Genomic DNA, 21,917 nt, shown 5'->3' with positions numbered 1-21,917 from the left:
CCAGACGCGGCGGCCTCCCGGCCGCCCAGATCCGGCCTGACGACCAGGCCGGTAGCCTATTGCTGTCGCATTCGGCGGTCTCCATGCGCGTGGCGGAAGCCGAAGGGCTCCGGCCGGCTCAGGTGGAAGCCCTGGGCGTAGTCCACGCCCAGCTTGCGCAGTTCGGCCACGATCTCGGGCGTGTCGACGAATTCGGCGATGGTGCGCTTGCCGGTGACGTGGCCGATGTGGTTGATCATTTCCACCATGGCGTGGTCTATCGGGTCCGTCGCCATCTCGCGGACAAAGCTGCCGTCGATTTTCAGGAAGTCCACCGGCAAGTGCTTCAGGTAGGCGAAGGAGGACATGCCGGTGCCGAAATCGTCCAAGGAGAACAGACAGCCGATCCGGCGCAGCTCGTGGATCAGCCGTTGCGCGGCTTCCAGATTGGCGATGGCGTTGGTTTCGGTGATCTCGAAACAGATCAGCTCCGGCGGCACGCCGCTGCGCTGGAACTGCTGCTGCACGAAGGCGAGGAAGCCGTCGTCGCACAAGGTGGAGCCGGACAGATTGATCGCGCAATGCCGGATGTCCTGATTGCCGGCGCGGCGCAGCAAGGCCAGCTCCTGAAACACTTTTTCCACCACGATGCGGTCGATTTCGGTCATCAGGCCGTAGCGCTCCGCGATCGGCACGAACAAGCCGGGGGGCACCTGGCTGCCGTCGTCGGCGTTGAGGCGCAGCAGCACTTCGACATAGCGGCCGCGTTCCGGATGGGCGGCCAGCGGGACGATGTCCTGGGCGTAGAGGGTGAAGCTGTCGTCGCGCAGCGCCTGGCGCAGCCTTTGCACCCAGTCCATTTCGTGAAAGCGCGCCGACACTTCGGAATTGTGCGGGATGTGGAGCTGGATGCGGTTGCGGCCTTTTTCCTTGGCCATATAGCAGGCGATGTCGGCCGAACGCATCACCTCGGCCAGCGAGGTGTCGGCGTCGGACACGCAGACCAGGCCGATGCTGGCGCTGATGGAAAATTGGTTGCCTTCCCACTGGAAGCTGCATTCCATGATGGCCTGGCGCAGATTATTGGCCTTGGCGATGGCGGATTCCACCGAGCTGTTGCCGAGCAAGACGCCGAACTCGTCGCCGCCCAGCCGCGCCAGCGTGTCCGAGGCGCGCAGCCGCCGCGCCACCGAACGGCTGATCTGGCACAGCAGTTCATCGCCGGCGGCGTGGCCGTAGGTGTCGTTGATCAGCTTGAACTGGTCCAGATCGATGAACATCAGCGCCAGCGACGCCTCGGCCTGGCCCAGCTGCTTGATCGCCTTGATGGCGCGGGTTTCGAACTCCCGGCGGTTGAGCAAGCCGGTCAGCGCGTCGTGGCTGGCCTGCCAGGACAACTCGTTGATGTATTGCTGTTCCGCGGTGTTGTCGTGCAGCACCAGCACGATGCCGTATTGCTCGCCGCGGCGGTCGCGTATCGGCGCGGCCACCAGGCTGACCTGCAGCGGAATCGCGTTGTGGCGCAGCATGTTCAGCTTGGGATAGGTGCGGCTGCTTTCGTCCAGCCGGCAGAGCTCGGCGAAGCTCAGCGTGCTGTCCTTGTCCTGCCCCTGTTTGATCAGGCTGAGCAATTCGTCGAAATGCAGGCCCAGGCTTTCCGTCTCCAGGTGGCTGAGCATGCGCTTGGCGCTGTGGTTCAGATAGATCACCGCGCCTTGCATATTGAGGGTGATCACCGCGTCGCCTATCGATTGCAGGGTGATCTCGGCGCGTTGCTGCTCCGCCTGCAAGGCGGCCTTGTAATTGTCCGAGGCCTGGATCAGCCGGCGGATCTGCAAAATGGTCAGCAGCACCAGCAGCAGGCCCACCAGCAGATTGACGCGCCAGACCGCCTGGCTCACCTCGCGCGAGGCGTTGCCCAGCACGCGGGAAAAGCCTTGGGCCGGCGCCTTGACCGCTTCGTTGATCTCGGCGATCTGCGAGGTGAGGGCGGCCTTGTCGTCCTGGCTCAAGGAGCCGTCGGCGTAACCTTGGCGCAGTTGCTCGCCTATGGTTTGAATTTCCTGCAGGTAGTAATCGCCGATTTTCCAATAGCGGATGGCCTCGGCCAGATAGCTGACGTGGTGAAACCACAGATAGGCGCGGATGATGTTTTCGATGTCGTCGGGGTGGTTGCCGCCGTCCAGAAAGCCTTGGCGCGCGGTGTCCAGATCCGGCGGCTTGCGGTCCAGCGCCAGCCGCGCCCGGTGGTCGCCCAATTGGATGGAGATGGCCAGCCGATAACGTTGGAAGTCGTGGTCGGAGCCGGTTTGAGCGTAGCGGGTCAGGTGGTAGATGGAGTCCTTCTGCGCTTTAGACCACAGGCCTTCCCCCGCCACGTAGGCGCGGGCGGTGGACACCACGTAGAGGCTGAACGCGCTTAGCGCCACCTGCATGACGACAATGAGCAGGAAGGGCAGCACGACAAAGAGCAACTGTCGGTTGGCGGTATTCGACCTCATGGCGGTTCCGGCTGATGAATATGGTAACTATGCGGCTAATGGTCCCCATCAAGCGCCGCCGCCGACCTCTCCGGCCCGAGCGGCGAGCCGGCGCCGCGCTTGAGTCCGGAGCCTGCCCGTCGCGGCGCGCCCGCCGACGGGCGGAAGTTCACCGGTCTATGTGCCGGTGTATGGCGTTTTTATCATCCCATTCGAAATTATTCAATGTTTTTGACAACTATATCGAATGTTTATTTTAGATGAGAAAGTTTGATAATAAATGAATAGCCTAATTTCCATGGGCTTGCTATTGGCTTGACCATGGCGGCGGCCGGCGCGCGCAAGGCGGGGCGGGGAGCGGTCGGCGCGCGTGCGCGCGCCGGTGGGAAGCGGCGGCGCGAGAGGAGGAAGAGGGCTGGTCCGCGGCCGCCGCGCCGGATCTCTCATGAACGGGTTTTCAACGCCGTATCGCTGAAGCGCCGCGGACTTTGAAGCGCTTCTTACATGGAGGCGGCGTCGCGAGAGGCCTGGTCGTACAAGCTGGCCAGCATGCGCAGCAACTGGGCGTTGTCGCCGATATCGGCCTGTTGGCCGCCGTTGTCTATCAGCGCGTTGATCAGGCATTGCTCGCGGACGTCGCGGTAGCGCTGGCACAGTTCCACGCCGGCCTGGGTGGTGGCGAACAAAGCCTCCTTGCCCACCTTTTCGCTGCCGACATAGCCCATCTTCACCAGCTTCTTCAGCGCATAGGACACCACGTGCGTGTCTTCGATGTTCAATACGAAGCAGATGTCCGCCAGTTTCTTGCTGCGGCCGCGGTGGTTGACGTGATGCAGCAGCGACACCTCCATCGCGGTCATATCGGTTTCTCCCGCGGCCGCCATGCAGCGGATCATCCAGCGGTTGAAGGCGTTGTTGGCCACGATCAGCCCGAATTCGAACTCGGACAGTTCGGCGCAACGCTCCGAAACCAGATGCGATGAGGAGACGATATTGCGTTGAGCGTTCATGGACGGGCCTGGCGACGAGGTGGCTGGCCGGCCAGTATAGCAAAACGTCATTTGTGCTGGACATCGCCAATAAATACAAATAATTTATAGATGTTTTGTCTGCAAAATAATAAATTCGAGCGCCGCGAGGCGGACGGTTGCATATGGAGAATGGTTTGGCATCGAACCCAATGCGCTATTACTTGCTGGGCGAACGCGCCGCCGTGCTGGAGAGCGCGAAGCCGGCCGATCTGGCGTGTCAGCGCCGCATCTGGTGGCTGGCGCAGACGCTGACGGGCGCGGCCGGGCTGATCGACGTGGTGCCCGGCATGAATAATCTCACCTTGATTTTCGATCCGGACGCCGACGACGGCGAGGCCTGGCTGGAGCGCTTGCGCCGCGGCTGGGCGGCGGCGCAAGAGGCCGAGCCTCGCTTGCGGCGGGTGGACGTGCCGGTGCGCTACGGCGGCCGCCACGGTCCGGACCTGGCCGCGGTGGCGGCGCATGCGGGCTTGAGCGAGGAGGATGTCGCCGCCGCTCATGCCGCGGCCGACTACGTGGTGTACTTCCTCGGCTTTCAGCCCGGCTTCGCCTATATGGGCGGCTTGCCCGAGCGCCTGGCCACGCCGCGGCGCGCCGAGCCCCGGTTGGCGGTGCCGGCCGGCTCGGTGGGCATAGGCGGCGGCCAGACCGGCATCTATCCGGCGACCAGCCCCGGCGGCTGGCAGATCATCGGCCGCACTTCATTGAAATTATTCGATCCGCGGCGCGCGGAACCGTCCCTGCTGCTGCCGGGCGACAGCGTGCGCTTTGTGCCGCAGGAGGGCGGAGATGATTGAAATCACGCAGGCCGGCATTCAAAGCACGGTGCAGGACCTGGGCCGGCGCGGCTTGCGCCACCTCGGCGTGGCGCAAAGCGGCGCGCTGGACGCGCCGGCCTTGATCATGGCCAACCGCCTGCTGGGCAATGCCGCGGATGCGGCCGGCATCGAGGTGGCCCTGGGGCCGTTTGGCGTCCGCTTTCTGCGCGACGGCTGGTTCGCCTTGATGGGCGCGGATTTTGACGCGGAACTGGACGGCGAGCCGGTGTGGAGCGGCTGGCGTTATCCGGCGCGCGCGGGCCAGCGCCTGCTGCTGCGCGGCTGCCGCCACGGCATGCGCGCCTATCTCGCCCTGGCCGGCGGCATCGACGCGCCCCTGGCTTTGGGCGCGCGCGCCACCGATCTGCAGGCCGGTCTGGGCGGCTGGATGGGGCGGGCGCTGGAGGCGGGCGACCGCTTGCCGCTGGGGCCGGCGGCGGCGCTGTCTGGCCGGCTGGGACGGCGCAATCTTGCTTGGTCGCCGACGCTGCGCGCGCTGCCGGGCCCGGAGTGGCGGCAATTCGCCCGGGAGGCGCGGCAGGCCTTCAGCGAAGGCGAGTGGACGGTGAGCTCGCAGAGCAATCGCATGGGCTACCGCCTGCAGGGCGACGCGCTGGCGCGCGAGGCCGACGGGGACTTGCCGTCCCACGGCGTGCTGCCCGGCGTGGTGCAGGCGCCGCCGGGCGGCCAGCCCATCGTGTTGCTGGCGGACGCGCAGGCGACGGGCGGCTATCCGCGCATCGCCTGCGTGATCGAGGCGGATTTGTGGAAGCTGGCGCAGGCGCGGCCGGGTGCCAAGCTGCGTTTCGAGATGGTGGACGCGCAGCAGGCGGCGACGGCGCGCGCGCGTCTGCGCCGGTACTTGCAGGGACAGGACTGGAGTCAGGCATGCAGATCGATTTGAACGCCGATATCGGCGAGGGCTGCGGCGACGACGCGGCGATTATGGATCAGGTCAGTTCGGTGAACATCGCCTGCGGCTGGCACGCGGGCGACGCCGAACAGATGTGGCTGGCGGTGGAGGCGGCGGCGCGGCGAGGCGTGGCGCTGGGCGCCCATCCCGGCTTTCCCGACCGGGAACATTTCGGCCGCCGGACTATGCAGCGCGCGCCGGAGCGGGTGTACCAGGACGTGTTGTACCAGGTGGGCGCGCTGGCGGCCATGGCCAAGGCCGCCGGAACGCGGCTGCGTCACGTCAAGCCGCACGGCGCGCTGTACAACCAGGCGGCGCGCGATCCGGCGCTGGCCGACGCCGTCGCCCGCGCGGTGAGGGATTGGGATCCTGAGCTGAGGCTGGTCGGCCTGGCCGGCGGCGAGTCCGGCCGCGCGGCGCGGCGCCACGGTCTGCAGGCGGTGGAAGAGGTGTTCGCCGACCGCGCCTATCTGGCCGACGGCAGCTTGGCGCCGCGCGGAACGCCGGGCGCGGTGATCGAAGACGCGGAGCAGGCTTTGCGTCAGACGCTGGATCTGGTGCTGCGCGGTCGCGTGGCCTGCCTGGACGGCGGCGAGCTGGCGCTTCGCGCCGACAGCGTTTGCCTGCACGGAGACGGCGCGCACGCGCTGCACTTCGCGCGGCTGCTGCGCCAACGCTTGGAACAGGAGGGGGTAAACATCGTCGCCTTGTGAGCGTTAGCCGGAAACTAGAGCCGTCCGCAGGCGGCCATTTCCATCATACAAAGGAGAAACTGCATGGATCTTGCATCCTATCTGCCCCTGGTGGGCATTCCCGTCGTGGTGGCGGGCTTCGCTTTGCGCTTCAATCCGCTGCTGGTGGTCACCGCCGCCGGTCTGAGCACCGGCCTGGCGGTCGGCATGGACCTGGGGACGCTGCTGGAAACCTTCGGCGAGAAATTCCTCAATAGCCGTCAATTGGCCACCTTTATCCTGATCCTGCCGGTGATCGGCCTGCTGGAGCGCTACGGTTTGAAAGAGCGCGCGCAGCAATGGATAGCCGGCATCAAGAGCGCCACCACCGCGCGCATCCTGATGCTGTATTTCGTGGTGCGCGAGCTGACCGCGGCGCTGGGCCTGATCAATCTGGGCGGCCACGCCCAAACCGTGCGCCCCCTGCTGGCGCCGATGGCGGAAGGCGCCGCGGCCAATCAACTGGGGGAGCTGCCTCAGGCGCTGCGCGACCGCATCCGCGCCCATGCCGCCGCCTGCGACAATATCGCCGTATTTTTCGGCGAGGACATCTTCATCGCCTTTGGCGCGGTCTTGCTGATGGACGCCTTCCTCAAGGAAAACGGCATCGCCAATATCGAGCCGCTGCACATCGGCCTGTGGGCGATTCCCACCGCCATCAGCGCGCTGATCATCCATATGGCGCGCTTGGCGCGGCTTGACGCCAGTCTGCAAGGCGATATCGCCGCCTGGCGCGCGAAACAGGAGGCCGCGGCATGAATGCATGGTTCAGCATCAATGACGTTTATTATCTGATCGGCATCGTGGTGATGCTCCTGGTGGGCATGACGCTGCGCGACCGCGGCAACCCCAAGCGTTACACCACCGCGCTGTTCTGGTTCTTGTTCGGCGCCACCTTTTTGTTCGGGGACTTGATGACGGCCGTTTTGGGCAAGGCGATGACCTACCGCCTGGTGGGACTCGTTGTTGTCGCGCTGGCCCTATTGGCCGGCGCCGGCCTGCTGGCTCCGGGCAGTTATGGCCAAAGAAGCGATGGGCAGCGGCAGGACGCCGCCCAGCGCCTGGGCAACAAGATCTTCCTGCCCGCCTTGCTGATTCCCCTGCTGACCGTGACCTGCACCTTGGCGCTGAAGGGCGTGGGGGTAGGCGGTCTCGCCTTGCTGGATCAGAAGCATCTGACCCTGGCCGCCTTGGCGGTGGCCTGCGTTTGCGCGGTGCTGCTGGGCTGGAGGCTGACCGGCGGAACGCCGCTGCAGGCGGTGCGGGAATCGCGCCGTCTGGTGGACGCCATCGGCTGGGCCGCCATCCTGCCGCAGATGCTGGCGATGCTGGGCGGGGTGTTCGTCGCCGCCAAGACCGGCCAGGCGGTGCAGGAAGCGGTGAGCTTGTTCGTGGATCCGGGCAATCGTTTTCTGCTGGTGGCGATCTACTGTATCGGCATGGCCTTGTTCACCATGATCATGGGCAACGCCTTCGCGGCTTTCCCGGTGATGACCGCCGGCATCGCGCTGCCTTTCCTGATCGTCGGCCATCACGCCGACGCGGCGCCGCTGGTGGCGATAGGCATGTACTCCGGCTATTGCGGCACGCTGATGACGCCGATGGCGGCCAATTTCAATATCGTGCCGGCGGCCTTGCTGGAGCTGAAGGACCGATATCTGGTGATCAAGACCCAGATTCCCACCGCGCTGGCTTTGCTGGGCGTGAATATCCTCTTGATGTATTTCATCGTGTTCCGTTGAGGAGACCGCATGAATCCGCAACAAGCATCCAAGCTGGCGGCGCTGCCGCTGGCCGGCCTGGTTCGGGAATATCCGAATCTGCTGAGCCATCTGCTGAACGGGCCGGAGGACGCGCGCGCGCCGCGCGATTTGCACCCGGTGTTCTACGGCTGCTACGACTGGCACTCCGCCGTGCACGGCTTCTGGCTGCTGGCGCGGCTGGCTCGCCGTTTCCCGGCCTTGCCGGAGCAGGCCGAGATCGCCGCCCTGTTCGCCGGCCATTTTACGCCGCAGGCTTTCCAGGCGGAGGCGGACTATTTCGCCGCGCCGGGCCGCGCCAGCTTCGAGCGGCCCTATGGCTGGGCCTGGCTGCTGGCCCTGGCGCAGGAGCTGGAGGCCTGGGATCTGCCGCAAGCCGGGTCATGGCGGGCGGCGATGCAGCCGTTATTGGCCTTGATCCGCCAGCGCTGGCTGAGGTTTCTGCCTTTGCAGGATTACCCGATCCGCGGCGGCGGGCACGCCAACACCGCCTTCGCCTTGCTGCTGAGCCTGGACTACGCCCGCGCCGCCGCCGATGCCGAGCTGGCGCAGGCGCTGGAGGCGGCCGCCCGGCGTTACTTCCTGGCCGATGCGGACTATCCGACGCGGCTGGAACCGAGCGGCGACGACTTTCTGTCGCCCAGCCTGTGCCAGGCTTTGCTGCTTGGCCGGCTATTGTCGGCTGCGGCGTTCCGCGACTGGCTGCGCGCCTTCTCGCCGGATTTGCCGCGCAGCGCTGCCTTGCTGAGCCCGGTCCGGGTCAGCGACGGCTCGGACCCCAAGATCGGTCACCTCATCGGCCTGAATTTGAGCCGCGCCTGGTGTTTGCGCCAGTTGACGGCCGCCTTGCCGCCGGATGACGCTTGGAGGCCTCTGCTGAATCAAAGCGCGCGGGCGCATCTGGACGCCGGCCTGCCGCATGTGGTCAGCGGCCATTACACCGGCGAGCATTGGCTGGGAACTTTCGCCCTGCTGGCCTTGGAAGAGGGGGAGTGCGAATGAGCAAGACCATTTTGTTGACGGGCTTCGAACCGTTTGGCGGCGAGAGCGTGAACCCGTCGTGGGAGGCCGTGCGCCGGCTGGACGGCGAGACGCTGGCGGGCGCGGCGGTGGCGGCGCGGCGGCTGCCCTGCGTGTTCGGCGAGGCCTTGGCCGTGTTGCGCGAGGAGATGGCCGCGCTGCGGCCGGCGCTGATCGTGGCGGTGGGGCAGGCGGGCGGGCGGCCCGAGCTTTCGCTTGAGCGGGTGGCGATCAATGTCGACGACGCCCGCATCGCGGACAACGCCGGGCGGCGGCCGATAGATAGGCCGGTGGTGCCGGGCGGGCCGGCCGCCTATTTCAGCACCTTGCCGATCAAGGCCCAGGCGGCGGCGCTGCGCGCGGCGGGCATTCCGGCGGCGGTGTCGCAGAGCGCCGGCACCTTTGTCTGCAACCATGTGTTCTACGGCCTGATGCACGCCTTGGCCGGAACGCCCGCGCGCGGCGGCTTCATTCACATCCCGTATCTGCCGGAGCAGGCCGCCGCGCATCCCGGCGCGGCCAGCATGAGCTTGGAGACGATAGTCGCCGGCCTGAGGCTGGCCCTGGAAACGGCGTTGACGGCGACGACGGACATCGTGGAAACCGGCGGGGCGACGCATTAGCGCGGTGTAGGATCCACGGCGCGGCACGGCGGGTACGGTCTGCAAGCGTTGCCGTGTCGTATCCGCATGCCGCGCTCCCCGCCGCGAAGCCTGGCGGTGTGAACGGCTAAGCGCGTTCTTGGACGGCGTTCAGCTCTTGAGCGCGCGCAGCCACTGCCAACTGGCGATGCCGGCGAGGGTGGCCAGCAGCGAACCGCAGACATGGACGGCGACGGCGGTCAGCGCCGGCAGCAGCCGCTGTTGCTGCAGCAGGGAGACGACTTCGGCGGAGAAGGTGGAGAAGGTGGTCAGGCCGCCGCAGAAGCCGGTGATCACCAGCAGCCGCCATAGCGGCGACACGCCCGGCGCGCTGGCGAAGAAGGCGACGGCGAGGCCGATGATGTAGCCGCCGACCAGATTGGCGGCCAGGGTGCCTGGCGGCAAGCTGGGCCACAGACTGTTGAGCTTGACGCCCAGCGCCCAGCGCAGCAGCGCCCCCAGCGCGGCGCCAACGGAGATGGCGAGTATGGTTTTCCACATGGAGCGGGTCTGGCATAAAAGCAAAACCCTATTGTGCCGGCCAGACGCCGCCAAGTATAGGCCGGTTTGCCGGAGCGAGTTCAAAGCCTCGCGCGCCGGGGCGAGACCAGGCGAAACCGCCGAGAAGGCGGAACGCGCAAGGGGGAATGGGCGTTTCCGAAGCGGCTTTCAAGGCCTTTGCCCGGCTAGCCCGCCTACGCGCAGCAGACATTGAGCCGTTGATTTAAAGGATTTCGGCAATGCTGCGCGCCGCGCGCTTGGCGTCCAGAAAAATCAGACCCAGCTTGGCCTCGCGCCGCGCGATCACGGTCAGCACCGCGTCAGGGCTGGCGTGGCTCATCAGGATGTAGCCGTGTTCTCCCTTGACCATCACCTGTTCCAGGCCGCCGCGCGCCAGTTCGCGCGCGGTGCGCTCGCCCAGGGACAGCATCGCCGCCGCCATCGCGCCGACCCGGTCCTCGTCCACCTCTTGCGGCAGCAGCGCCGCCATGGTCAGCCCGTCGGCGGAAATGATGGCGGACGCTTCGATGTCGGCGGACGCGCCGTTGAGGTCGCTCAGAATGGATTTGAGCATTTGTTCACGCATGGGTTTCTCCTGGATTGTTCAATGCGCCGGCCGCCGCGCGGCCGGGGTTCAGGCGTAGCGGCGCACCAGCAGCTCCACCAGGCCGACGAAGGCTTCGCTTTGCAGCCGCGGTTCGCCGCCTATGATCAGCGCGAAGGCCTGCTGCGCCACGTGCAAGGGGTAAAAGGCCAGCTGGCTGCGGCCGGCCGGATCCACCGAGGCCCAGGCGGCGCTGCCCAGGTTGAGGTGGTTTTTGAGCAGCAGGTGATGCCGGCGGCTCAAGGACATAAGGTCGCCGGCCAGCGCGGCGATTTCCTCGGCGGTTTCGTGGCGGAAGCCCGCGGTGGCGTAATAGAGGCCGTTGTCGTCGGCCAGCAGCGCCTGGCCGCTGCCGGACAGCGCCGCCAGCAGCTCCGGCAACTGGCTTTCCAGGTTGCCGGCGGCGGCCGGCCGCGGCTCGGCGGTGCCGTGGACGAATTCCAGCCGTTGCAAGCGGTAAAGGGTGGCCAGCGCTTGTTCCAGTTCGTCGTCGCACCATTCGCTGAGCAAAGGTTCGCTAAGCGGCACCGCATGGCCCAGCCGCAGGATGTTGAGCAGCAGACGGCGGGTCAGGTCGGCCTCCGCGCCGGCGACGGCGTAAAAGGCGCCGGCCGGCGTGGCCATTGGATAAAGCGGCCCGCTCAGACGCAGTTCTTCTTTCATTGCGGTTCTCCCAGGCCAGGGTCTATCGAGTACAGCAGCGCCAGCAGCAGCTGTTTGATGTCTTCGCGGCGGCGGCAGTCCACTTCGAACACCGGCGCGCTCAGCCCGCGGGCGGCCAGGGCGTCGGCGTAGACGGCGGTGGCGGACAGCGGCGCGAGGTCGGTCTTGCTGACGCCCAGCGCCAGCGGCGCGCGACGCAGCAGCGGCTCGAAGGCGCGCAGGAAGAAGCCGAGGTCTTGCAGCGGATTGGCGCGGCTGTGGTCCAGCAGCAGGATCAGGCCGATGCTGCCGCGGCTGACGATGTCCCACATGAAGTCGAAACGCTCCTGGCCGGGGGTGCCGTAGAGGTGGATCTTGGTGTCGGCGTCCAGGCGCAACATGCCGTAGTCCAGCGCCACCGTGGTGTGGTCCTTGCGATGCAAGGTCATGTCGCTGGCCTTGGCGTCGGTGCGGATCGGGGCGATGTCGCTGATGGCGGCGATGGCGGTGGTCTTGCCCGCGCCCACCGGGCCCGCGAAGAGGATTTTGTTATCTGGGCTGCGCATGATGGAAGGTCGTGAGGCTCACAAACGGGTCACTTTTTGCAAGAGTCGGGACAGGAGGCCGGCGCGTTCGGGCGCGACGGCGTCGGGGCGCACCGGCGCGCTGGAGATCACTTTCAGGGGCGGTGCGTCGCTGTTCCAGTCCAGCAGGCCCAGCGCGTGGGCCGCGGAGAGGAAGGTGCAGGCGTGTTCGGGATCGACGCGCAGCAGCCGGATGATGATGCGCAGCGTGGCCGGTGTCTTGGTCAGCAGCGCGCTCAGTCGCGTCGCGTCCGGCAGCGCCGCCAGCCGGGTCAGGTTGGGCCACTGCCTCAGCCGCAGCGGAGTGTCCGCGCCGATGCCGGCCGGCAGCCGGCCCTGGCTGCTCCAGATCGCCAACTGCCACAGCAGCGCCGGCAGCGGCTGGGTGATGACGCCGGCGCTGGCGCCGGCGGCTTGAGCGTGCAGCGCGGGCGCGTCTTGCCGGCACAGCTCGCGCAATTGCTCCGCCGGCTGCAGGCATTGCGCTTGCGCGCGGTCCGGCCGCAGCCACAGCAGCGGCCGGCCCTCGGCCAGCAAGAGCGCCGGCCGAGGCTGGCGCGCCAGCCGCGTCGTCGCGCCGAGCAGGCCGCGTCGGGGGTCGAAGCGGGCGATGGAGATCGACGGCATGGACGGCGGCGGAGCCGGAGCGGCGACCGGTTCGGGCCGGGGCGCGGGCGCCGGGAACGCTTCCGCTGCCCTTGCCGCGTCGGGCGCGCGCCGCAGCGCCGCTTGCAGTTGAGGAAACAGGGTCTCCACCCGCAACGGCTTGGCCAGCGTCGGGACGGGCGCGCGCTCCGGCGGCGTCGCGGCGACGATCAGGGCCGGCAGCGCCGGATGACGCTGGCGGAATGTTTCCCAGGCCTGCCAGCCGACGGGGCTGTCGACATCGACGATGGCCAGGTCCGGCGCGCGTTCGTCGGACGGGGGTTCGAGCAAACGGTAGCGCAAGCTGTGGTGCAGGCGGAAGGCCATGCGCAGCAGGGCCAGCTTGCGATCGTCCATGCCGACGGCGAGCACGGCGATATCGGGGGCGGGAGGGGCGGCGCGCGGCATGGGCGTGCTCAGGCGGCCAGCATGCGCCGGCGGGCGGGGCCGGCGTCGGCGTCGAAACCGGCCAGCTGCGCGCTGACTTCCAGCGGCAGTTGGGCCACATGGCCGCGCAGTTGCCGCAATAGCCACTGGAAGCGCGCCCGGTCGTCCTGGCGGCGGTATAGCTGCAACAGGGGAGGATAGTTGGCGGCGTCCTCCGGCCGGCTCAGCACCGCGTGCTCCAAGGTCTGGATCGCCATGTCGACCTGGCCTTCGTTGAGGTAGGCGTCGGCTTCGCCGCGCGCGTCCAGATTCTCGGGCGCCTCCGTCTCGGTCCGCCGCGTCACCAGCGGCCGGCGCTGAGGCGCGACGGCCGGAGGCGCGCCGCTGAAGCCGAAGCTGCGGCCGATGCGTTCCAGTTCCGGCCTGTCCGGGCGTCGCGCCAGCAGGTCCAGCACCGGATGGGCGCCCAGCAGCCAGCCGGCGTGGATCAATTGTTCCTTGAGGCCGGCGCCGTGTTCGCCCAGCGCCAGATGGAAGCGCCATAGCGTCCGCGCATAGCGCGGCAGCTGGCGTTGCCGGTAATGCGCGTGCAGCAGGTCCAGCAAATGCGTCAGCGAGTGGGGGCGCAAGGTCAGCGTCTGTTCCAGCGCCGCCGTCGCCGCCGCGTATTCCTGCCAGCGCAGCCAGACTTTGGCCTGACGCTCGGCCGGCAGCAGCGCGGCGATGGCGTCTTTCTCCCGCTCATTCAGCGGAAACAACGGGGCGCAGCCGTGCAGCAAGACTTGCGGCCGTCCGGCTTCGGGAGGCGAGGGTTGAGACGGATGGGCGGGGAGGACGGCTGCCGTGGTTTCCTCGGCGTCTTCCGCCGCCAGTTCCGGCGCGTCATCGCCCAGGCGCAGGCCGATGGCCTCAGGTCCCCAGCCCAGCCTTTGTTCCGCCAGCACGCGCAGGGCCAGCTGATTGCGCTCGACGCGCAGGCCGGCTTCCACCGCTTGTTCCAGCGCTTCCCGCCCGATCAGCGCCAGATCGTGCTGTCGTTCCAGCATCGCGGCGTAGTCGTCCAGCGCGCCGGTCTTGAGGTAGAGGCCGGCCAGCCGCAGCAACTGCTTGGAGGAGTGCGGCGCCTGCCTGTCCACATAGTGGCGCAGGGCCTGCGCCGCCTGTTCCAGATAGCCGAACTCGATGAAGATGTCGACTTCGGCGAGCGAATCCAGCTCGTCCACCTGATAGGGCTGCTCGGCGTCGCCGGCGTCCGTTGGGTCCGGCTCGGCCAAGGAGATGTCCTCGTCCCGCGCTTGGGCGGCGCGGTCGCGGCGAGCCTGCCAGCGCAGCGCGGCCAGCAAGGCGAGCAGGCCCATGGCCAGCGCCAGGCCGACGACCAGATCGACGGGGTTCTGCGGCAGCCAGTCAGTCATGGCGCGGCGCCTCGCGCGGCGGCGGCGTGAAATCGGCGGGGCCGATCAGATCGGTGCCGCATTCCAGGGTTTCGAACCAATCCAGAAAACGCTTCACCATGGGCTTGCCCTGGAAGGAGCCGCCGTGTTGCGGCACGATCCATTCGATGTCCAGCCGGCGGACCATGTCCACCCACAGCCGGCAGGCTTTGTTGTTGGACATATAGCGGCGATGGAAGGCGAGCATGTGGCTGTCGTGCAGGTGGGCGTCGAAGTCGCTGACCGGCAGGCCGGCCGCGTGGCCGTCCATCAAGGAGGCGCCGATGTCGCCGGAGAACAGGATCTTGCTGATCGGGTCGTAGATCTGAAAAAAGCCGACCGTGTGCAAGTAATGGGCCGGCACGATTTGCAGGTCCGCGCCGCCCAGCCGCATCCACATGCCGCGCGGCGGAATCGCCACCAGCCGCCCGGCGGTGGCGCCGCGCATGCAGAAGTGGGGCAGGAAGCGGGTCCATTCTTCGGCGATGATCACCTGGGCGTCGGTGATCAGCAGCCAGCCGCCCACCGAGGCGATGATGTCCGGGTCCTGATGCGAGGCGAAGATGTAGCGGGTGTGGGAGGGCAGGAAGTAATCGGCCAGTTCCGCGATCAGATGCTTGTAAGTGAGGTTGCCGCCGGGGTCCAGCAGAATGCCCTCGCCTTGGTCGATGATGGCGAACTGATTGGATTGTATGCCTTCGCCCTGCACCAGTTCGGTGAAGGCGACGCATTTGTGATTGCCGTCGTCGTAAAGCACCAATGCCATGAACCGCCCCGTTTGCTTGGCCCGCCCGCGAATGGACGTGTTATGCCGTAAGAATGCGCAGATATTATGCAAGCGGTATGGTTGGGGTCTTGACCTGGGTCAAGCTCACCCGGAAGGAATATTTTTACGCGGCGGTGACAGCGTCGCCATAAAGATGTATTATTTTTACATCTTTAAGCCGACCGGCGCCGAGTCGGCGTTTTTTACCCACAATAAAATGTATTAAGCACACATCTTTAGGAGCCCGCCATGTTGAGTCCCGAAACCCGCGCCCTGGTCAAAGCCACCGTTCCTGTGTTGCAGCAACACGGCCTGAGCCTGACCAGTCATTTTTATCGCCGCATGTTCAGCCATAACCCGGAGCTGAAAAACATCTTCAACCAGGGGCATCAGCACTCCGGCCAGCAGCAACAGGCGCTGGCCATGGCGGTGCTGGCCTACGCCCAGCACATAGACGACCCGTCGCCGTTGGCGCCGGTGCTGACCCGGGTGGCGCACAAGCATGTCAGCCTGGGCATCCGCGCCGAGCATTACCCCATCGTCGGCAAGCATTTGCTGGCGTCCATCCAGGAAGTGCTGGGCGAGGCGGCGACGCCGGCGCTGATAGCGGCCTGGGCCGCCGCCTACGGCCAATTGGCGGACATCTTGATCGCGGAGGAGCGAGAACTGTACCGCGCCAGCGCCAACGCCGAAGGCGGTTGGGCCGGCTGGCGGCCGTTTCGCATCGCGCGCAAGGTGGCGGAGAGCGAGGAAATCACTTCCTTCTATCTGGCGCCGGCCGACGGCGGCGCGGTGCCTGGCTTCCGGCCCGGCCAGTATGTGTCGGTCAAATGCTTTGTCGAGGAATGGGGGCTGGCCCAGCCGCGTCAGTACAGCCTGTCCGACGCGCCCAACGACGAATATCTGCGCATTTCGGTCAAGCGCGAGGACGGCGGCGAGGGCAAGCCGGCGGGGCGAGTATCCAATCTGCTGCACGCGGAAAAACGGGAGGGCGACATTCTGGAGCTGAGCGCGCCGCAGGGCGATTTCTTCCTGCATGAAGAGCGAGACGGCCCGGTGGTGCTGATCAGCGCCGGAGTCGGTCAGACGCCGATGCTGTCCATGCTGCGGCATTTGCTGAGAACCGGCAGCCGCCGCGAAATCCGCTACCTGCACGCGGCTCGCCACGGCGGCGCGCACGCGATGCGCGACGGTTTGCGCCAGATGCAGGAACGCCACGCGCAGCTGCGCGCCCATGTCTGCTACGAGGCGCCGCGCGCGGAGGACGTGTTGGACCGGGACTATCAGCAGCAGGGACGCCTGCAACTGAGCCAGCTGCGCGAGATGACGCTGCTGCCGGACGCCGACTATTATCTGTGCGGCCCGGTGGGCTTCATGCTGGCGCAGCGCGCCAGCCTGCTGGACTTGGGCGTGGCGGCGGAACGAGTGCATTTCGAGGTGTTCGGCTCCAACGCCGTCGGCGGCTGAGCCGCGGCAAGGCCCGCGCTCTATTGAGCGGCGGGCTTTAGAACCTGTTCAATGTCCGCCGCGCGTCCGCGATAGGGCCGGAAAGGGCCTTGAAAACAGTTTTAGAATGCTGGTGTACCATGTGTACACTTCGCTTCTTCAGCCATTTTTGCCTTGTCTCGCGCTGGCTCGCGAGGCTTTGAACAGGTTTTTAAGATCATGCAATTGACCCGTTTTACCGATCTCGGCCTGCGCGTGCTGATGTATCTGACCTGGCAGGAAGAGGGGCAGTTGGCCACCATTCCCGAAATCGCCGCCCGTTTCGAAGTGTCGCGCAACCATCTGGTCAAGGTCGTCCACTTCATGGCGCAGCAGGGCTGGCTGCAGACCAGCCGCGGCAAGGGCGGCGGCTTGGCGCTGGCGCGGGCGCCGGAGCGCTACCGCGTCGGCGAGGTGGTGCGCACGCTGGAAGGACTGTCGCAGTTGATAGATTGCGCGGACCCACCGTGCGCGCTGCGGCCGGGCTGTAGGCTCAAGGGCGCGCTGGACGAGGCGCTGGCGGCGTTTTTCCGTACGCTGGACCAATACACCTTGCGCGATATGATGGCCGCGCCCACCGGCGAGGCCATCGTCCGGCTGCATCGGCAGCCCTTGTCTGTCTCAAAATGATGTTGGCGTATTTTGTTGAGATTCACATGGATTATCATTTGTAATATTTTTTGTATCTTATTGTCGTGAACGCGGCGGGTACTTACACTGCCCGCCATGCGTTATCCCATCCTTCTCCCCGTCGTTTTATTGTTGGCCGGCTGCGACGCGGCCGAATTTTCAAAAATCAGCCAATCCGCGGAAGTCAAAACCCTGGCCAAGGCTGGAGCGGCCGTGGTGCGCCAACTGGAGCAGGCGACGCGGCCCGCGGCCGAGGCCGGCGCGCCGGGCCGGGTCCAGGCGGCGCAGCTGGTCAGCGGCGTCAAGCAAGTGGGGCACCGCGATTTTTCCAACGCCAAGAAAGTGCTGCCGCGGGTGTTCTCCGGCATGGAACAGGACTTCTATTGCGGTTGCGATTACCGCGGCAAGGCGGTGGATTGGGCGTCCTGCGGCTATGTGCCGCGCAAGTCCGAAACCCGTGCCAGCCGCATCGAGTGGGAACACGTGGTGCCGGCCTGGAATCTGGGCCATCAGCGCCAATGCTGGCAGCAGGGCGGCCGCAAGAACTGCGCGTCCAGCGATCCGGTGTTCCGCATGGCGGAAGGCGATCTGAACAATCTGGTGCCGGCGGTGGGCGAGGTCAACGGCGACCGCGCCAACTTCGCCTACGGCGCGTGGAGCCGCAAGCCGGCGACCATGTACGGCCAATGCCAATCGGTGACGGATTTCGGCAACAAGCGTTTCCAGCCGCGCGAGGAAGTACGCGGCGCGGCGGCGCGCATCACCTTGTACATGCACGCGCGCTACCAGCTGCGCATGAGCCGTCAGGATCAGCAACTGATGTGCGCCTGGGCGCGCCAGTATCCGGTTAACGCCTGGGAGCGCCGCCGCGACGCGCGCATCGTTCAACTGCAGGGCGAGGGCAATTTCCTGGTGGCGGAGCCGCAGCGGCTGGCCGAGCTGTGCGGCGCTTGAGCGGGGCGGCCGGGCGGCCTTATTTGACCGCGCCGTCCATGCCGCGCATGAAATAGCGCTGGCAAAACAGGAAGACCAGCAGCACCGGCGCGATGGTCAGCACCGCGCCGGCGGCCACCATGCGCGTGGAGGTGGCGAAAGCGCCCTTCAGGTATTGCACCCCGACGGACAGCGGGTAGAGGTCCGGGTTCTTCAGCACCACGCTGGGCCAGACATAGCTGTTCCACGACCAGACCAGGGTGAAGATGGCCAGGGTGGCCAGATAAGGCCGGCTCAGCGGCAGGCAGACGCGCCAAAACAGCTGCCAGTCGTCGGCGCCGTCCATGCGCGCGGCGGCGACGATTTCTTCGGGAATCTCCTCGAAGGCGTGCTTCATCAGAAAAATGCCGAAGGCCCCGGCCAAGGCCGGCAGCGCCACGCCGACGCGGCTGTCGTCCAGGCCCAGCCAGGACAGCGTCACGTAATTGCTGAGCACATTGGTTTCGTTGGGCAGCAGCAGGGTGGCGATGATGGCGTAAAACACCCACTGCCGGCCGCGGAAGCGCAGCTGCGCCAGCGCGAAGCCGGCGCAGCTGGAAACCAGCAGGGTGCCGGCGGTGGTCAAGGCGGAAATCAGCGCCGAGTTCCATAAAAACCGCCCCATCGGAATCTGGGTCCAGACTTCGCGAAAGTGAGCCAGCGACAAGGGCTCGGGCAAGCGCGGCGGGAAGTCGAACACCTGCTCGCCGTCGCCCAGCGCGATCATCAAGGTCCACCAAAACGGATAGCAGGCGGCGCAGGCCAGCGCCAACAACAGCAGATAGTCCGGCAGGCGCCGCAGCGCGCGCGAACGGGTTTGCCGGGCGGGGCGGGCAAGCGGGCTTGAGACGGCGGTCATGGCGGGCGTCCTGAAACTAGCGGTGGGCCGGGCGCAGCAGGCGGAAGTTGAGGCCGGCCAGCAATAGGCAGATCACGGTCAAGAGCAGGCCGGCGGCGGCGCCGCGGCCGAAGTCCAGCTGATCGAAGCCTTGGTGGAACATGTAATACAGCACGGTATAGGTGGAATTCAGCGGGCCGCCGCGGGTCATCACCAACACCTCCTCAAAGGCCTTTAGCGCGTCCAGCGTGGAAATCAGGCTGCAAAACAGAATGGTGGGCTTCAGCATGGGCAGGGTGATGCGCCAGAAACGCTGCCAGGCGTTGGCGCCGTCCAGCAAGGCCGCTTCCTGCATTTCCGCCGGGATCGCCTGCAGGCCGGCGAGGTAGAGCACCATGTAATAGCCGACGCCGCGCCAGAAGGTGACGAACATCACGGAAAACAGCGCGATGTCCTCGTCGCTGAGAAAGCCGATTTCCTGCTGCGCCGCCAGCAGGCGCAGCCAGCGCAGCGCGCTGTTGAGCACGCCGTAATCGGCGTACATCCAGTTCCACATGATGCCGACCACGGCGACGGTGGTGATCACCGGCAGATAGACGGCGGCGCGAAACAGCTTGACGCCGCGCAGCGGCCGGTTGGCCAGCAGCGCCAGCGCGATGGCGGCCAATTGGATGACCGGCACCACCAGCAGATAGAGCAGGGAATTGCGCAGCGCGCGCCAGAACGCCTCGTCCTGCAGCAAATAGTCGAAGTTCTCCAACCCCGCCCACTGCGGTGGCGACAGCAGATCGTAGCGAGTGAAGGCCAGATAGCTGCCGAACAGCAGCGGCCAAAAGGTGAACGCCGCCATCAGCAGCAGGGCCGGGGCCAGGAACAGCCAGGCGTTGCGGGCGCTGGATTTCATCGCGGCGCGCTTACTTCAGCTGCCGGTTCCAGAAGGCGGCCGCCTCGTCCAGCGCCAGCTGGGCGTCCTTGCGGCCGGTGACCGCCGCTTCCACGCTGTCCACCAGTTTTTTCTTCAGGTCCGCCAGCCGCGGCACGCCGCTCAGGCTGAAAGTGCGGATGTCCGGCGCGGCCTTGGCGCCCTGGGCGCGGGCGACGTCGACCAGGCTGCCGCCGGCCTGGGTGAAGTAAGGATCGCGCAGCGCGGCGCGGGTGGAGGGGAAGGTGGCGCCGGTGACTTTGGAAAACGCCAGTTGCTGCGCGTCGCTGGTCAGGAAGCGGGCGAACTTGATCGCTTCGGCCTGGGTGGGCGCAGGCAAGCCCTTGGACACCGCCCAGCCGAACTGATAGCCGCCCTGGACCACGCCGGTGGGTCCCAGCGGCGCCGGTTGCACCCGGCTGACCGCGAAAATGGCGCGGGCGTCGGTCTGAGTGCGCCGCACCGCGGTGGGCGCGGTCTCCATCATCGCCAGCCGGCCGCTGTTGTAGAGCTTGACGCTGGCCTGGTAGTTGTCGTCGGCGAACAGGTTCTCCTTGGCCAGCGCGCCGGCTTTGTAGGCGTCGGCGTATTGGCGCAGCAAGGCCGCGTGCGCCGGGCTGTTGAAGACCGCCTTGCCGTTTTGCAGCAAGGGCAGGCCGCGGCCCAGCATGATGCCGTCGATCTGGCCCAGTTGGGGCAGCAGGCCGGGCACGCCGGTCTTGGCGCGGATGGCCTTGGCCGCGGCCAGTTGCTGTTCCAGGCTGAGCAGCTGGCGCGCCGGGTCCAGGCCGGCTTTGCGGAACAATTCGCCGTTGAGCACCAGCACGTTGACGTTGTTGTACCAGGGATAGGCGTAGAGCTTGCCGGCCACGCTGAGGTCGGCCAGCGCATTGGGCAGATAGCCGGCCTTGTCCGCGGCCAGCGCGCCGTCCAGCGGCAAGAGCGCGCCTTTTTGCGCGTATTTGTACAGCCGCGGCACGTCGTGGTTGATCAGCGCCGGCGGCTTGCCGGCGGCGATGGCGGCGTTGAGCTTGGTTTCGAAGCCCTCGTTGAACACGTCCACCCAGCGCAATTCGACATTGGGGTGCTGCGCCTCGTACTGCTTCTTCGCCGCGGCGAAGTAGGCGTCGAACTGAGGCTTGAGCGAGTCGGTCCAGTACTCGACCACGATCTTGTCGGCGCGGGCCGGGCCGGCCAGGGCCAGCAGGCCGGCGAGCAGCAGCGGGGAGAGGCGCATGGGATGTCCTTATGGAGTGAGGAGGGGGTCAGTCGGCCAGCAGGAGCAGCGCGCCGGCGCAGGCGTCGCCTTGCGGCGAACTGAGGCGGCCGGCGAATTCCGGCGGCAGCCAATCGCGCAGCGCCTGGCCCAGGCCGCCGCACAAGGCCGTCGGCAAACTCTCGTCTGGATCCAGCGCCTTGGCGATGGACCAGGCATCGCGGCCGGCCTGGCGCAGCAATTCGGCGGCCAGAGAGTCGCGGCGGCCATTGGCCACCACCAGCGGCGCCAGCTGCGCGAACAGCGTGGGCGTGGCGCGGCCGTTCCAGGCCATCATCGCCTGCCAGTCGCCGCCTACATGTTTCAGCACCGCCCGGGTCAGCGGCGTGGCGGCCAGGCGGCCGTCCAGCGCCATCTGCGCGTATTGCGCGGCGCGTTGGCCCAGCCAGGCGCCGCTGGCTTCGTCGCCGCTGGGATAACCCCAGCCGCCCGCCTCGCGATGACTGCCGTCCGGATACAGCGCTTCGCCTATGCTGCCGGTGCCCAGCGCCACGATCACGCCGGGCCGGCCGCCGTGGGCGCCCAGCAAGGTGGTGTAGCCGTCGGTGGCCAGGCGCAGACGGGCGTAGCCGGGATCGGCGGCGCGGAAGGCGGCCGCCCAAGCGGCGTTGTGCACGCCGGACAGGCCCAGGCCGATCGCGCATCGCGCCGGCGGCGCAGGCGGCAGGCCGGCTTGGGCGAAGGCGTGGGCGACGACTTCGTTCACGGCGTCCCAGGCTTGCGGCACGCCGCGCGACAGCGCGGAGGGGCCGCCTTCGGCGCGGGCGAGCAGGCGGCCGGCGGCGTCGCTCAGGCAGACGCGGGTGCCGCTGCCGCCGCCGTCAACGCCCAGGCGGTATTCAAAAGCTTCAGTCACGGT

At 67.0% G+C, this 21,917-nt stretch carries 23 protein-coding genes; 10 read left to right on the top strand and 13 right to left on the bottom strand.

Features of this window, described 5'->3' with window-relative positions; genetic code table 11:
• Positions 1-56: 56 nt before the first annotated feature.
• Both AB1Z25_RS12470 and AB1Z25_RS12465 read right to left on the bottom strand, forming a co-directional pair.
• Positions 57-2,480 carry a putative bifunctional diguanylate cyclase/phosphodiesterase gene (locus AB1Z25_RS12470; protein ID WP_107799649.1) on the bottom strand — a complete coding sequence of 808 codons (2,424 nt, stop codon included), beginning with the start codon at positions 2,478-2,480 and terminating at the stop codon, positions 57-59.
• Positions 2,481-2,959: 479 nt separating this feature from the next.
• Entirely contained in the window at positions 2,960-3,469 is a 510-nt protein-coding gene (locus AB1Z25_RS12465; protein WP_081546777.1) for a winged helix DNA-binding protein, read from the bottom strand.
• Positions 3,470-3,624: 155 nt separating this feature from the next.
• On the opposite strand from AB1Z25_RS12465, the gene pxpB reads away from it, so the two are divergent.
• The 7 genes from pxpB (at position 3,625) to pcp (ending at position 9,355) form a co-directional block, all read left to right on the top strand.
• Positions 3,625-4,287 carry a 5-oxoprolinase subunit PxpB gene (gene pxpB, locus AB1Z25_RS12460; protein WP_227107880.1) on the top strand — a complete coding sequence of 221 codons (663 nt, stop codon included), beginning with the start codon at positions 3,625-3,627 and terminating at the stop codon, positions 4,285-4,287.
• Complete coding sequence (locus tag AB1Z25_RS12455; protein WP_486635372.1) at positions 4,280-5,212, top strand: 5-oxoprolinase subunit C family protein; 933 nt, start codon at positions 4,280-4,282, stop codon at positions 5,210-5,212. The genes pxpB and AB1Z25_RS12455 overlap by 8 nt, the downstream gene beginning before the upstream one ends.
• Positions 5,197-5,934 (top strand): 5-oxoprolinase subunit PxpA, encoded by a 738-nt coding sequence (pxpA, locus tag AB1Z25_RS12450; protein WP_253314439.1) that lies wholly within the window; start codon positions 5,197-5,199, stop codon positions 5,932-5,934. Before AB1Z25_RS12455 ends, pxpA begins: the two co-directional genes overlap by 16 nt.
• A 63-nt stretch (positions 5,935-5,997) precedes the next feature.
• The gene (locus tag AB1Z25_RS12445) at positions 5,998-6,711 is read left to right on the top strand and encodes a DUF969 domain-containing protein (protein ID WP_107799645.1); all 714 of its coding nucleotides are present in this window, start codon (positions 5,998-6,000) and stop codon (positions 6,709-6,711) included.
• Complete coding sequence (locus AB1Z25_RS12440) at positions 6,708-7,694, top strand: DUF979 domain-containing protein (RefSeq protein WP_486635371.1); 987 nt, start codon at positions 6,708-6,710, stop codon at positions 7,692-7,694. Before AB1Z25_RS12445 ends, AB1Z25_RS12440 begins: the two co-directional genes overlap by 4 nt.
• 9 nt (positions 7,695-7,703) lie before the next feature.
• Positions 7,704-8,714, top strand: coding sequence for a DUF2891 domain-containing protein (locus AB1Z25_RS12435; RefSeq protein ID WP_486635370.1), 1,011 nt, complete (start codon positions 7,704-7,706; stop codon positions 8,712-8,714).
• On the top strand, positions 8,711-9,355 hold the full coding sequence (pcp, locus tag AB1Z25_RS12430) for a pyroglutamyl-peptidase I (protein ID WP_474453719.1): 645 nt from the start codon (positions 8,711-8,713) through the stop codon (positions 9,353-9,355). The genes AB1Z25_RS12435 and pcp overlap by 4 nt, the downstream gene beginning before the upstream one ends.
• Before the next feature lie 129 nt (positions 9,356-9,484).
• Here pcp and crcB read toward each other — a convergent pair whose 3' ends face one another.
• The 7 genes from crcB to AB1Z25_RS12395 all read right to left on the bottom strand — a co-directional run bounded on the left by crcB (position 9,485) and on the right by AB1Z25_RS12395 (position 14,935).
• Positions 9,485-9,874: a fluoride efflux transporter CrcB gene (gene crcB / locus AB1Z25_RS12425; RefSeq protein WP_107799641.1), complete on the bottom strand. Its 390-nt coding sequence runs from the start codon at positions 9,872-9,874 to the stop codon at positions 9,485-9,487.
• Positions 9,875-10,097: 223 nt separating this feature from the next.
• Positions 10,098-10,460 carry a roadblock/LC7 domain-containing protein gene (locus tag AB1Z25_RS12420; RefSeq protein WP_048410238.1) on the bottom strand — a complete coding sequence of 121 codons (363 nt, stop codon included), beginning with the start codon at positions 10,458-10,460 and terminating at the stop codon, positions 10,098-10,100.
• Between the two features lie 48 nt (positions 10,461-10,508).
• The gene (locus AB1Z25_RS12415) at positions 10,509-11,141 is read right to left on the bottom strand and encodes a peptidase M23 (RefSeq protein ID WP_486635369.1); all 633 of its coding nucleotides are present in this window, start codon (positions 11,139-11,141) and stop codon (positions 10,509-10,511) included.
• A complete protein-coding gene (locus AB1Z25_RS12410) occupies positions 11,138-11,686 on the bottom strand; it encodes a GTP-binding protein (RefSeq protein ID WP_107799639.1) in 549 nt (182 codons plus the stop codon). Before AB1Z25_RS12410 ends, AB1Z25_RS12415 begins: the two co-directional genes overlap by 4 nt.
• Before the next feature lie 18 nt (positions 11,687-11,704).
• Positions 11,705-12,757 (bottom strand): hypothetical protein, encoded by a 1,053-nt coding sequence (locus AB1Z25_RS12405; protein WP_486635368.1) that lies wholly within the window; start codon positions 12,755-12,757, stop codon positions 11,705-11,707.
• 8 nt (positions 12,758-12,765) lie between these two features.
• On the bottom strand, positions 12,766-14,151 hold the full coding sequence (locus AB1Z25_RS12400) for a type IV pilus assembly protein FimV (RefSeq protein ID WP_486635367.1): 1,386 nt from the start codon (positions 14,149-14,151) through the stop codon (positions 12,766-12,768).
• A complete protein-coding gene (locus AB1Z25_RS12395) occupies positions 14,144-14,935 on the bottom strand; it encodes an oxygen-binding di-iron domain-containing protein (RefSeq protein ID WP_107799636.1) in 792 nt (263 codons plus the stop codon). The genes AB1Z25_RS12400 and AB1Z25_RS12395 overlap by 8 nt, the downstream gene beginning before the upstream one ends.
• Positions 14,936-15,184: 249 nt before the next feature.
• Between AB1Z25_RS12395 and hmpA the strand changes: the two genes are divergently transcribed.
• From hmpA to AB1Z25_RS12380, 3 genes are all read left to right on the top strand, one after another.
• Positions 15,185-16,402 carry an NO-inducible flavohemoprotein gene (gene hmpA / locus AB1Z25_RS12390; RefSeq protein ID WP_253314867.1) on the top strand — a complete coding sequence of 406 codons (1,218 nt, stop codon included), beginning with the start codon at positions 15,185-15,187 and terminating at the stop codon, positions 16,400-16,402.
• A 198-nt stretch (positions 16,403-16,600) separates the two neighbouring features.
• Complete coding sequence (locus AB1Z25_RS12385; RefSeq protein ID WP_107799634.1) at positions 16,601-17,050, top strand: Rrf2 family transcriptional regulator; 450 nt, start codon at positions 16,601-16,603, stop codon at positions 17,048-17,050.
• 96 nt (positions 17,051-17,146) lie between these two features.
• Positions 17,147-18,004, top strand: a complete 858-nt coding sequence (locus AB1Z25_RS12380) for an endonuclease (protein WP_107799633.1) — start codon at positions 17,147-17,149, stop codon at positions 18,002-18,004.
• Positions 18,005-18,023: 19 nt separating this feature from the next.
• Here AB1Z25_RS12380 and AB1Z25_RS12375 read toward each other — a convergent pair whose 3' ends face one another.
• Genes AB1Z25_RS12375 through AB1Z25_RS12360 form a run of 4 tightly spaced genes read right to left on the bottom strand, consistent with a single transcriptional unit; the run spans position 18,024 to position 21,914 of the window.
• Positions 18,024-18,881: a carbohydrate ABC transporter permease gene (locus tag AB1Z25_RS12375; protein ID WP_227107897.1), complete on the bottom strand. Its 858-nt coding sequence runs from the start codon at positions 18,879-18,881 to the stop codon at positions 18,024-18,026.
• A 16-nt stretch (positions 18,882-18,897) separates the two neighbouring features.
• Positions 18,898-19,764, bottom strand: a complete 867-nt coding sequence (locus tag AB1Z25_RS12370) for a carbohydrate ABC transporter permease (protein ID WP_486635366.1) — start codon at positions 19,762-19,764, stop codon at positions 18,898-18,900.
• Between the two features lie 10 nt (positions 19,765-19,774).
• The gene (locus AB1Z25_RS12365; protein WP_227107901.1) at positions 19,775-21,019 is read right to left on the bottom strand and encodes an ABC transporter substrate-binding protein; all 1,245 of its coding nucleotides are present in this window, start codon (positions 21,017-21,019) and stop codon (positions 19,775-19,777) included.
• Positions 21,020-21,047: 28 nt separating this feature from the next.
• Positions 21,048-21,914 (bottom strand): glucosamine kinase nucleotide-binding domain-containing protein, encoded by an 867-nt coding sequence (locus tag AB1Z25_RS12360; protein ID WP_486635365.1) that lies wholly within the window; start codon positions 21,912-21,914, stop codon positions 21,048-21,050.
• Between the last annotated feature and the right edge of the window lie 3 nt (positions 21,915-21,917).

The sequence above is a fragment of the Chromobacterium sp. HL1 genome (assembly GCF_057418835.1).
This window is presented reverse-complemented; position numbering and strand designations above follow the sequence as displayed.

Excerpts from the sequence above, each read along its gene's own strand:
- AB1Z25_RS12470 (WP_107799649.1), bottom strand. The coding sequence starts at position 2,480 with ATGAGGTCGAATACCGCCAACCGACAGTTGCTCTTTGTCGTGCTGCCC.
- hmpA (WP_253314867.1), top strand. The coding sequence starts at position 15,185 with ATGTTGAGTCCCGAAACCCGCGCCCTGGTCAAAGCCACCGTTCCTGTG.
- AB1Z25_RS12440 (WP_486635371.1), top strand. The coding sequence starts at position 6,708 with ATGAATGCATGGTTCAGCATCAATGACGTTTATTATCTGATCGGCATC.
- AB1Z25_RS12370 (WP_486635366.1), bottom strand. The coding sequence starts at position 19,764 with ATGAAATCCAGCGCCCGCAACGCCTGGCTGTTCCTGGCCCCGGCCCTG.
- AB1Z25_RS12380 (WP_107799633.1), top strand. The coding sequence starts at position 17,147 with ATGCGTTATCCCATCCTTCTCCCCGTCGTTTTATTGTTGGCCGGCTGC.
- AB1Z25_RS12420 (WP_048410238.1), bottom strand. The coding sequence starts at position 10,460 with ATGCGTGAACAAATGCTCAAATCCATTCTGAGCGACCTCAACGGCGCG.
- AB1Z25_RS12405 (WP_486635368.1), bottom strand. The coding sequence starts at position 12,757 with ATGCCGCGCGCCGCCCCTCCCGCCCCCGATATCGCCGTGCTCGCCGTC.
- AB1Z25_RS12410 (WP_107799639.1), bottom strand. The coding sequence starts at position 11,686 with ATGCGCAGCCCAGATAACAAAATCCTCTTCGCGGGCCCGGTGGGCGCG.
- AB1Z25_RS12455 (WP_486635372.1), top strand. The coding sequence starts at position 4,280 with ATGATTGAAATCACGCAGGCCGGCATTCAAAGCACGGTGCAGGACCTG.
- pcp (WP_474453719.1), top strand. The coding sequence starts at position 8,711 with ATGAGCAAGACCATTTTGTTGACGGGCTTCGAACCGTTTGGCGGCGAG.
- AB1Z25_RS12385 (WP_107799634.1), top strand. The coding sequence starts at position 16,601 with ATGCAATTGACCCGTTTTACCGATCTCGGCCTGCGCGTGCTGATGTAT.
- AB1Z25_RS12415 (WP_486635369.1), bottom strand. The coding sequence starts at position 11,141 with ATGAAAGAAGAACTGCGTCTGAGCGGGCCGCTTTATCCAATGGCCACG.
- AB1Z25_RS12465 (WP_081546777.1), bottom strand. The coding sequence starts at position 3,469 with ATGAACGCTCAACGCAATATCGTCTCCTCATCGCATCTGGTTTCGGAG.
- AB1Z25_RS12435 (WP_486635370.1), top strand. The coding sequence starts at position 7,704 with ATGAATCCGCAACAAGCATCCAAGCTGGCGGCGCTGCCGCTGGCCGGC.
- AB1Z25_RS12400 (WP_486635367.1), bottom strand. The coding sequence starts at position 14,151 with ATGACTGACTGGCTGCCGCAGAACCCCGTCGATCTGGTCGTCGGCCTG.
- pxpA (WP_253314439.1), top strand. The coding sequence starts at position 5,197 with ATGCAGATCGATTTGAACGCCGATATCGGCGAGGGCTGCGGCGACGAC.
- AB1Z25_RS12365 (WP_227107901.1), bottom strand. The coding sequence starts at position 21,019 with ATGCGCCTCTCCCCGCTGCTGCTCGCCGGCCTGCTGGCCCTGGCCGGC.
- AB1Z25_RS12445 (WP_107799645.1), top strand. The coding sequence starts at position 5,998 with ATGGATCTTGCATCCTATCTGCCCCTGGTGGGCATTCCCGTCGTGGTG.
- crcB (WP_107799641.1), bottom strand. The coding sequence starts at position 9,874 with ATGTGGAAAACCATACTCGCCATCTCCGTTGGCGCCGCGCTGGGGGCG.
- AB1Z25_RS12395 (WP_107799636.1), bottom strand. The coding sequence starts at position 14,935 with ATGGCATTGGTGCTTTACGACGACGGCAATCACAAATGCGTCGCCTTC.
- AB1Z25_RS12375 (WP_227107897.1), bottom strand. The coding sequence starts at position 18,881 with ATGACCGCCGTCTCAAGCCCGCTTGCCCGCCCCGCCCGGCAAACCCGT.